This window comes from Gracilimonas amylolytica (assembly GCF_002911695.1).
Classification (GTDB): Bacteria; Bacteroidota; Rhodothermia; order Balneolales; family Balneolaceae; genus Gracilimonas; species Gracilimonas amylolytica.
Genome location: NZ_PQBS01000032.1, coordinates 82,319 through 91,361, shown reverse-complemented (window position 1 = coordinate 91,361; position 9,043 = coordinate 82,319). Strand labels below are relative to the sequence as shown.

Annotated in this window: 9 protein-coding genes; 6 read left to right on the top strand and 3 right to left on the bottom strand. The window is 43.2% G+C overall.

Features of this window, described 5'->3' with window-relative positions; genetic code table 11:
- Positions 1-46 precede the first annotated feature (46 nt).
- The 3 genes from C3B73_RS07480 (at position 47) to C3B73_RS07470 (ending at position 3,151) form a co-directional block, all read left to right on the top strand.
- Positions 47-700, top strand: a complete 654-nt coding sequence (locus C3B73_RS07480) for an IS1595 family transposase (RefSeq protein WP_103663931.1) — start codon at positions 47-49, stop codon at positions 698-700.
- Between the two features lie 81 nt (positions 701-781).
- Positions 782-2,344 (top strand): glycerol-3-phosphate dehydrogenase/oxidase, encoded by a 1,563-nt coding sequence (locus C3B73_RS07475; RefSeq protein WP_103664976.1) that lies wholly within the window; start codon positions 782-784, stop codon positions 2,342-2,344.
- Between the two features lie 159 nt (positions 2,345-2,503).
- Complete coding sequence (locus C3B73_RS07470) at positions 2,504-3,151, top strand: nitroreductase family protein (RefSeq protein ID WP_103664975.1); 648 nt, start codon at positions 2,504-2,506, stop codon at positions 3,149-3,151.
- A 622-nt stretch (positions 3,152-3,773) separates the two neighbouring features.
- Here C3B73_RS07470 and C3B73_RS07465 read toward each other — a convergent pair.
- Positions 3,774-4,604 (bottom strand): GIY-YIG nuclease family protein, encoded by an 831-nt coding sequence (locus tag C3B73_RS07465; RefSeq protein ID WP_103664974.1) that lies wholly within the window; start codon positions 4,602-4,604, stop codon positions 3,774-3,776.
- Positions 4,605-4,819: 215 nt separating this feature from the next.
- Here C3B73_RS07465 and C3B73_RS07460 point away from each other — a divergent pair, with 215 nt between their 5' ends.
- Positions 4,820-5,212 (top strand): hypothetical protein, encoded by a 393-nt coding sequence (locus tag C3B73_RS07460; RefSeq protein ID WP_157939445.1) that lies wholly within the window; start codon positions 4,820-4,822, stop codon positions 5,210-5,212.
- Here C3B73_RS07460 and C3B73_RS07455 read toward each other — a convergent pair.
- Positions 5,209-6,096, bottom strand: a complete 888-nt coding sequence (locus C3B73_RS07455; RefSeq protein ID WP_103664972.1) for an SMP-30/gluconolactonase/LRE family protein — start codon at positions 6,094-6,096, stop codon at positions 5,209-5,211. The two genes, C3B73_RS07460 and C3B73_RS07455, sit on opposite strands and share 4 nt — an antisense overlap.
- Before the next feature lie 160 nt (positions 6,097-6,256).
- On the opposite strand from C3B73_RS07455, the gene C3B73_RS07450 reads away from it, so the two are divergent.
- A complete protein-coding gene (locus tag C3B73_RS07450; RefSeq protein WP_103664981.1) occupies positions 6,257-6,718 on the top strand; it encodes a DUF1905 domain-containing protein in 462 nt (153 codons plus the stop codon).
- A 20-nt stretch (positions 6,719-6,738) separates the two neighbouring features.
- On the opposite strand, the gene C3B73_RS07445 is transcribed toward C3B73_RS07450, so the two are convergent.
- A complete protein-coding gene (locus tag C3B73_RS07445) occupies positions 6,739-7,788 on the bottom strand; it encodes an AI-2E family transporter (RefSeq protein WP_103664971.1) in 1,050 nt (349 codons plus the stop codon).
- 153 nt (positions 7,789-7,941) lie between these two features.
- On the opposite strand from C3B73_RS07445, the gene C3B73_RS07440 reads away from it, so the two are divergent.
- Positions 7,942-9,036, top strand: a complete 1,095-nt coding sequence (locus C3B73_RS07440) for a carboxylate--amine ligase (protein WP_103664970.1) — start codon at positions 7,942-7,944, stop codon at positions 9,034-9,036.
- Positions 9,037-9,043 lie beyond the last annotated feature (7 nt).

The window sequence follows — 9,043 nt, the reverse complement described above, 5'->3', positions numbered from 1 at the left end:
GGGGCTGAAGTAGCTAAGACTTGAATAAGGTGCTAAATTAGTTACTATGTATGAACGCAAAAGTCGATTAACCCCACACCAACAAAGCCGGCTGATAGAACATTTTGTAGCAGGTACTACGGCCCGTGCAGCCTCGGAATTGATTGGTGTTCAAGCTAACACCGCTATACGGTTTTTTATGAGACTACGTCAACTCATTGCAAGTAAACTACCCAGTTATGAATTATCTGGGGAAGTGGAAGCCGATGAAAGCTATTTTGGAGGCAAGCGTAAAGGTAAGCGTGGCCGTGGATCTACCGGCAAAGTAGCTGTATTTGGATTACTTAAGCGTGGAGGTAAAGTGTACACGGCTATTATTCCGAATGCTAAAACAGAAACCTTGCTACCAATTATTCAACAGAATGTGCAGCCGGATAGTATTGTTTATACCGATACTTTTCGCTCCTACAATGCCCTGGATATCTCTGAGTTCCACCACATGCGAATTAACCACAGTGAACTCTTTGCAGATCAACTGAATCACATAAATGGAATAGAGAATTTCTGGAATCAAGCCAAGCGTCATATGCGCAAATTTAACGGCATCAAAGCAGATAATTTTTACTGGTTTTTAAAGGAATGTGAGTGGCGCTTCAACGGAGGCAATCATGCAGAGCTCTTAAAGCAATTAAAATCATGGTATAAGCAAACCAAACATTAACCCTTAGCTACTTCAGCCCCTTCATTTTTAGTTATATATACTCTAATATTTAGATGAATATTCACCATACAGGGAGTTACTATGAACAGGTCAGAGATCATCGAACACGTAAAAAACTATAATGACTACTGGGACGTAGTAGTCATTGGCGGAGGGGCAACCGGACTGGGTGTTGGGGTTGATGCAGCCTCTCGTGGTTACAAAATCCTGCTTCTGGAAATGCACGATTTTGCCAAGGGAACCTCAAGTCGCAGTACAAAACTGGTTCACGGCGGAGTAAGATATCTGCAACAAGGGGATGTTTCGCTGGTGATTGAAGCCCTGCATGAACGCGGGTTGTTAATTCAGAATGCCCCTCACCTGGTGAGTCATCAGTCATTCATAGTACCAAGCTATGAGTGGTGGAACGGACCGTTTTACGGAGTGGGAATGAAAGTGTATGACGCCCTGGCTGGTAAACTGGGAATCAATAAATCCAAAAACCTGTCAAAAGAAGAAACCCTGGAGAAAATTCCAACCCTTGAGCCGGATGGCCTGCGTGGTGGGGTGATCTATTATGATGGTCAGTTTGATGATTCACGGTTATCTATAAACCTGGCTCAAACCATGTATGATGAGGGTGGTTTTCCGCTTAACTATATGAAGGTGACCGGATTGAAGAAAAACGGGCAAAACCTCATAGAGGGAGTCAGGATCCGTGATATGCTGAACGGAAAGGATCACGAGGTCAATGCCCGGGTGGTGGTTAATGCCACCGGTATCTTTTCGGATGATATCCTGGAAATGGATGAGGAAGGTCATACTAAGATCATTCAGTATGCACAGGGGATTCACATTGTATTGGATAAGGAGTTTTTGCCCGGTGATTCTGCCATCATGGTACCTCATACGGATGATGGCCGTGTCTTATTTGCAGTCCCTTGGCATGATAAAGTGATTGTTGGAACCACAGACACACCGGTTGAAAAAGCTACCCTGGAGCCTATAGCTCTGGAAGAAGAGATCGAGTTTGTATTAAGGCACGCGGCTCAGTATTTGACCAAAGATCCGGAAAGAAAAGATGTCAAAAGCGTGTTTGCAGGTATCAGGCCACTTGTAAGTCCTGCAGACGCCAAGAATACATCAGAAATATCGAGAAGTCACCATATACAGTTCTCGGAATCCGGCTTGGTGACCATAGCGGGAGGAAAATGGACGACCTATCGAAAAATGGCGGAAGATACCATAGATCAGGCCGCTATGGTTGCCGGGCTGGATGTCAAGGAAACCCCAACCAAAGACCTTCGTATCCATGGGTGGCTTAAGAATGTGGATCGAAATAACCACCTCTATGTATATGGATCAGATAAAGTAGCACTGGAAAAACTGATAGAGGAGAACCCGGAACTGGGTGAGAAAATACATCCGGATCTCCCCTATGTGAAAGCGGAGGTCATCTGGGCCGTACGTAATGAAATGGCTCAAACCATTGAAGATATTCTGTCTCGCAGAACCCGCGCGCTGTTGCTGGATGCCAAAGCCAGTATGGAAATGGCCCCTGAGGTCGGCCGACTCATAGCCCAAGAGTTTGGAAAAGATGAGGACTGGGTGGAACAGGAAGTAAAAGAATACAATCAAATCGCTAAGAACTATATTCTGGATTGATTGATGTGGGTTAGCTTGAATATCAAATAACCAACACGGAACACCCGGTATCCAGGTAATTCATACTTCTTTATTCCATGTTGGGTATTCCGTTCTGGTGTTTGAATAATGATCTAATCCTTATCTTCTTATTAATAAACCGAACCAAATAAAACCTGAATGAATACTGAAGAAGCTATTCGTGCCCGCAAGACCCTGAAGCTGAGAGCAAATCCCGAATCACCATTACCGGTTACAAAAGGAGTTGAATTCAGGTCAACGGTAGAGCAACTCATAGAACTGGCAGCTCAGGCTCCCTTTCATTATGAAAGCCCTGAAAAGCAGCGGGCCAAAAATTTAAAAGGTTCTGAGCCATGGCGATTTCATGCCATCGACGGAGCCGGATGCAGGTCTTTACTTGAGGCATTGATCGATGAAAAACCCGTTAAATCGACGGATGGCATCAAGCAAATGCTGGCGGCCGCCGATGCCCTGATACTCGGAACCTGGATCCCGGAAAAGAACCGAAGTAAGGGTCGTAAGTACCACCCGAATGTGAAGAATATGGAACATATTGCCGCTACCGGGGCTGCCATTCAAAACCTCCTGTTGGCAGCAACCGATCAGGGGATCAATGCCTATTGGTCGTCTGGTGGGTGTTTAAGAAAACCCAAAGTGCTGAAGTACCTTGGCATTCCAAAGCATGAGATCCTTTTGGGAGCCATTTTTCTGTTTCCTGATGAATATCCCGAATCGGTTCAGACCAAAACCGGAAAGAACGCAGATAACAGAGGCGAGCTAAGTGATTATATGGATTGGGTGGGTTGAACATTCAATAAGGAACATCAAGTGACCATAAGTGCATCGCTCCAACGCGGAGCGTGGTGCAACTTATAACGTGAGTTCGGAATAACCAGAGTTCCCGGCTGTCACCCTTGTAGATGTTAGATAATTCGAGGACAGAATATTAAACTTTTTCCTGCACGACTCTAAAAGGGGATTTGGTCTATACCGTTTAACGAAGCTTGGGCAACCAATTTTTTTAGTGGCTTTGGTGTCCGCTTGCTCCAACCCTGCGATAGTCATGTGATATTTTGGCTCCTTTCGTTGCTTGGGTTTTTGCTATTTCGGGAGATGTATCCCAGGGTTGCTCCCGCTTACGCGGCTTTACCCTGGGTTATTCATATGTGACCCCTTCAGGGTCTTCATCTTAACCAACATTGTCATCGAATTAACTGATATCTATAACCCTGAGCGCTTAAAATGAATGATCAGGATGATTTGGCATAATGCGAAGGGTCTCAAGGTGTAAAAAGCTACGTTGTATTGAAGGGGGAGGTTCGTAGCAGTTATTAAAAACCGTATCTATAAAGCCCATTAATTGCCCCCACTTGCTCCGATCGCTTTGCGTCGAAGCAATAAAGCATACACTGCTTATATCAATGAAAAGTCAACCCATTAAGGCCATCAGGTCATCGATCTCATCCTGGTTTATGAGCACCGAATCCAGCCCAAGCTCTTTCTGCAGTCGATAATTACGGTTTGGCCCCAGGGTAAAAAACATACGAAGCTGTTCAAGCTCGTTATCAAAATAATTTTCGGTGAACCGATCTTTGAATCGAATCCCCATCACCTGTTCTTCCAGTTCATCAACCAGTAAGCCGGAACTCCCTTTCAAGAATTGATCCACCAATACACCGGTTTGTGTATCTAATCGGATCTGAAATTTCTGAGGTGTCATCCTGTTCAGAAGCTGACTTGGCAAGTAGGTGGCACTGCGGATGGGTCGATTCATCACATACAAGAGTTTCAGCATAGCGCCGAGACCTTTTCGTGTTTTCAGATGACCTTTAAAACACCCATATACGTTTGGGTAATCATCCAAAACCCGCATGGAAAGCCGGAACTCGCGGTTATACCCCCTGCGTGCCGTGGAGATATAGTAGTAAGTTTCGGGTTTTTTGTTGGCATGATTGAATGGTGGCCGGAGTGAACGGATGAGGAGGTTTTCAAGCAGGATGGCATCCGTTTCGGTGTTACAGACCTCGTAAGATACCCGTTCAAGATGAGCGATCATCCGTTGTAACTTTTTCGACTTGGTGTAGCGATAAGAAGTGATCCGCTGCTGAAGGTCTTTAGCCTTTCCAACATACATCACCTGATCATGACGGTCGTACATAGTATATACGCCGGGTTCGTGAGGAGGCAGCTCCTCACCCATGGCATTATTCACCCGCTCCTTTTGGGTGACGGCCGCTGGTTCAAACAGATCTAAGGTCACGTACTAAAATTATATTGATTGCTAACAACGGAAGCTAAAATAGGGGAAAGAAAAGTTTAATATCCAATTGGAATTAATTGGAATCTCATAATTTTGAAAAAGGAGAATCGTATTTGATGTTCTTAACAGACCTAAACCATTGGATGAGTGCTGTGTTGAAATAGTTTTTCCTTTTACCTATTTATATACGTAAGAATTATTAAGGGGATAGGATTTTGAAAAATTTATCAGGTATAGTTTTACTTACCATATTGCTACTGAGTTGCGATAACTCAGTTAACTCAGTGACTCCAGAGATTGGAGAACCTTTCAAGATCAAACTTGGGGAAAGTGTGATGTTTCAACAAGAGGATCTAAACGTTCGATTCGATGAGCTGCTGGAGGATTCACGGTGTCCGGAAGGGGCAACTTGTTTCTGGGCAGGTAATGGAAGGATCGTTATTCAGCTTAACGAGCTTAAAACTGAATTAAATACTTATCTGGATCCTCAGGATACAACGTTGTCCGGGTACAGGCTGGAGTTAAAGGATTTAAAGCCATATCCAAGCTTAAATAAAAAGATAAATAAGGAAGATTATACGGTAGAGTTATTACTAATGAAGAATTAATAGTTGCTGACGATAATTTGATAAACGTTGTTGGCTCCCGTTATATACAGTGTTTTTTCATCACTGCCCCACTCCACATTTGTGATCTGCTCATCAAAACTTAAAGTTGCCAACTGATTGCCTTCCACATCAAAAACGGTTAACCCATTGGGACCAGTGGTATAAAGCCGGCCTTCGGAATCGGTTATCAGTCCATCGGCAGCACCTTTGTCACCCGGTTTCCCAATATTTGCAAAAACAATATGATCGGAAAGGTCACCATTCTCAAGGACTTCAAAACGCAGTATGTCTCCAGTTTCAGAATCACTGACATATAAGTGTGTCTCATCGGGTGAAAATGTAATGCCGTTAGGCAGAGCAAGCTGATCGTACAGGAGTATTAAAGCTCCGTTCTGGTCAATGCTGTACACACCGGCAAAATCAAGCTCCTGATCTTCAGCCGATACCCCATAAGGCGGATCGGTAAAATAGATCAGAGAATCAGAGCGTATAGCCAGGTCATTCGGGCTGTTGAGTCTCATTCCCTTATAATTTTTGACCAAAGCTTCCAATTTGCCGGCCTCATTCAATTTTGAGACCATACCATCGTGCTGTGTTAATACAATGGTACCACCCGGCAAGCCGTCTATACCGTTTGAACTACCGGAGGAATCGATAAAGATGGTTGTTTCTTCTGATCCCGGCTGCCATTGATAGACCTTGTTTGCCGGAATATCACTAAATATCAGGCTACCATCTTCAAGCCAGTGAGGTCCTTCCGTGAATTGATATCCGGATGTAATGACTTCGGGTGTACTCAGGGAAAATTGGTTTTCAGAGACACAGGAAAAGAATAAAAAGATAGGTACGAGAAGAAAAAGTGTTAGAGAGGCTGCGTTTTTCATTACCTGAAGAGTTGTTCATGAGTACGGGTAATATCTATGTTTTAGTTCATGAGGACAAGCCAGGGTCTAGTAAATAAATAGGTGGTCATTTGCACGGTTCAGGGAAGAAAGCTGTTAGTCTTAAAAAAGAATACCTGTTTATCGATTAAATATGATTGAAATGAGAACACTGGTCAAAAATGAAGATCTAAAGCTTCGGTATAAAAAAGGAAATGGAGCGTGGACCTATCATATTGTGATTCCTGACACAGCCGACATTGAGGGAAAATGGGGAGATCTGAAAGTATCAGGAACCATAGATAACTGCGAAATAAATGAACTGAATCTTGCCCCCAGAAAGGATGACGACAAGAATATTTCAGTGAATAAAGAGATTCGGGAAACCATTGGTAAGACGGGTGGCGATATGGTGCGGGTGACCTTGTTTCTTCAAACCAAGGATAGACTTATAGATGAATCTGAGCTACGAGAAAGCTTTGAGGTGGCGGGTCTTATTAAAGAGTTTGAGGATCTGACTACGAGTGAGGTGAAGAATATGCTGAAGGAAGTGAACGCTCAAACATCAGAGCAAAAAAGAGTCGATAAGATCAATGAGTTTATCTCAAAACTTGAAAAGAAGTAAGTCCGCTAACTAATCTGAATTCAATACTTTCCAAGAAACAGACCAAAGGGTTTCAGACTTTCAAATTCGTCGAAAACGACTTTAAGTACGCCAACTAAGGGGATGAATAAGATCATGCCCGATACTCCCCAGATAGAAGCTCCTGCAAATACAGCGATCAGTGCCGCCAATGGGTTGATCTTGACCTGTGAACCAACTACATAAGGGGTGATCAGGTTGTTCTCAATAAGCTGAATGACCCAGAGTGAAATAAGAATAGCCACCGGGTAAAACATGGAATCGCTGGTTGTGATAGAATAGAGCACCACCAACAGGGAAGAAATAAATACACCGATGTAAGGGATCAGGTTGAAGAACGCCAGAAAGACGGCGAAGAAAAAAGCATACTTAACATTCAGCACGTACAGAACCACATAAAATAAGACTCCAACTATCAGGGTGACTAGCATAAGCCCTCTTAAATATTGTTGAGCCACTTTAATGATCTTGTTGAAGAGCCAGCGGGTTTGGTCGTGATAGTTGATGAATAACTGCAGAGATCCACGATAAAACACATCCCGGTAGTAAAGCATAAAGAAAATATAGAGTGGGATCACGCTGATCACCGTTAGTAACCTGAACACAGAAAAGAGAGAGTTACTCAGTTCATTTAACCCGGTTTGAATGATCTGCGATAAAGAATTGGAGGCCTGCCGGGTTAATAATTCGTGAGAGATCCCGATACGTATTTCAAGTAAATGCTGGAGGTCAGTGAACCAGATATCAAGCTTACCGGTCACAGCCGGAATATCCCTCAGCAAGCCTCCCACCTGTAGCGAAAGTAAATACAATATGATACTTAAGGTTGCCGTGACCAGAATCAAAACAGAAATAATGGATAACCACCTGGGAAATTTGATCTGTTCCAGTTTCTCGGTCAGTGGCAGGATCAGTAAGGCAATAAAGGCGGCCCATACAAGAGGCAGTAAAATGAACTGTGCGTTGATCATGATGTAGACCACTAACACCCCAATTACTAAGAGGGCGGCCACTTTTATCAGCCTGGAATTATCTGTGTTTGATTGCTCCATGCACCTAATATGAGAGATTAAAAGGATTCTTCAAACTTCGTATTCATATTAATTGAATCTAATCAATGACAATTGTTAAAGATGAGATAAATCAGGAGATTTACAGCTCAGTTTTTCGAGGTATATAACAATGAAAATTAAAAACAGGGTATTTTGAGTCAGGAAAACTATTCAGTCTTGTTATTTGGCGGGGAAAATAGGTTAGGTTTACCGGTGGTGCGTTGTTTAGGGCAGGAACCGGGACTTACCATACACTATGCAGCAAAAGGCAAAACCGGCACTCGATTTAGCCGCTATCTGAGATCTTATACCGTTCTTTCCGGTAAGTCGGATGATGAACAACTTCTGAGCCTCAAGGCGATCATACAAAAGACCGAGTCTGATGTACTGCTCCCGATCGATGAACCGGCTGTTGAATTTGTAATCAAATACAAAGATGAGATAAGCGACTTGACCAGTATATCTCCGTTATCAGACCTTAAAACCCTGCATCAGGTGATCGACAAAAATGCCTTGAATGAATGGCTGGAAGCAAATGATCTGCCTTTTGCGAGAACATGGAACGTACCATCAAAACCGGATGAAATGCTTCCGGAATCCCTTAATTTTCCTGTGCTTTTTAAACCCCTGTGGGATCGTGGCGGTGATGCCTATGGTATCAGTGTAAGAATGTTCGATGACCGGTTTGAAATGGATCAATTCCTTGAAGAAAATCCAATTGATCCAAATAACTACTTATTACAGGAATACATCCCCGGTTTTGATATTGACTGTAGTTTATTGTGTGATCAGGGAGAGATACTGGCTTATACCCTCCAAAAAGGATTCATTCTTCAGGAACTTCAATACTCTCCGGGTATTGAACTGTTACATAATGAGGGGTTTCTTGATCAGATCAGTGAGATCATCAAAAAGCTAAACTGGTCCGGGATCTGTCACCTCGACTTCCGGTTTGATGAACGTGAAGGCTCCTACAAACTCGTAGATTTCAACGCCCGGTATTGGACAACCATGCTCGGTTCATTAGAGGCAGGGATAAACTTTCCTTTACTGGCTTGTAAAATTGCATTGGGTGAAAGTTTCCCGCTTCCGGAGTTTAAGGACACCCAGTTTGTACTGACTACCACCGCTTTAAAGGAAATGTTCAGATCAAAAAATGGACGCTCCTACTCATTCACGCAAACCGGATTATACTATGCGTTAAAAGATCCGGTCCCTGAGTTATTCAAGTTTAAGGGCTACGATTAGTTACTGA